The organism is Peribacillus sp. CSMR9 (genome assembly GCF_033141925.1).
GTDB lineage: Bacteria > Bacillota > Bacilli > Bacillales > DSM-1321 > Peribacillus > Peribacillus simplex_A.
The window spans coordinates 1-971 of the sequence record NZ_JAOPHO010000208.1 but is presented as its reverse complement, the minus strand read 5'-3'; the positions used below and the strand labels follow the sequence as shown (position 1 = coordinate 971).

Sequence of the window (971 nt, the reverse complement as noted above, 5' to 3'; positions counted from 1 at the left end):
ACATCTAGGAATTACAGCCCTTGCGGAGCAAGGCTTTTCCCCCCCTACCTAGGGGGTTTATCTCTGCCACCTCCAGGGAGTCCCCAAAACGCAAGCGTTTCGGGACTCAGGAGGGGGCATCGTTTGACCTGGGCTTTGCCCGGTCTGCACTTGGGTTTTGCTCTTGCCCGTGCATAGAGTTTAATCTAATATGAGGTTAACGGATGAAATCAGGAGGAACAGTATGCCAAAGATAAATAGAGGAACCACAATTAAATTGAGCATTCGACTGTCCACCATAGCGAGACAAAAAATCGAAAACGCTGCTAAAAATTTAGGAATTTCATTAGCCGGAGTCATTCTTTTCGAATTGACGAAACTCTTGAAAAATCCTCCATCACTATCCGAAATTGCAGATATTGAAAATCGTATTACATTGGAACGTAAACACTTCGTTTTGACAGTTAATGAAACGTTGATGGAAAAAGTGAATAACTTAGCCGAGGATTACGACCAGAAAAAGAACGTTTTGATTGGCTATATAGTTTCCAACCATTTCGATAAATATGGTGATCCAGAAGATGATAAGGATATAGAACCCAAAAAAATAATGGTTCAGGTGAATGAATCGTTAAAAAAAAAGATGATGGAATACAGTGAGAAACATTTCATTCCGTTAAATGCGATTGTAACTTATTCGATTCTCCAGGGGCCATATGAGGGTTTACCTACTTATGATGATGAAGAGACTGTCCAGTTCTTTACGAACGTTCCTGCCTACATTGGGGAATTGGTGAAAGAGGGAGCAGTAGAACATAATATCAGAGAACATTTCTATACGTCACTGTGTATATATAAACAGGTTATGATGCCAGGTGGACGGTTCATTGAATAGATTTGAAAAGAAAAAGGACCGTTACGGTCCCTTTTTTGTTGCTTAAAACGGCTTAATTTATCGTTTATAGAATTTCTTACGGGTAAGATTGTCAAAC

General features: G+C 39.9%; 1 protein-coding gene. It reads left to right on the top strand.

What is annotated here, in order from left to right:
* Positions 1–223 precede the first annotated feature (223 nt).
* The gene (locus tag N9I19_RS24930; protein WP_317779361.1) at positions 224–874 is read left to right on the top strand and encodes a hypothetical protein; all 651 of its coding nucleotides are present in this window, start codon (positions 224–226) and stop codon (positions 872–874) included.
* Positions 875–971: the final 97 nt, after the last annotated feature.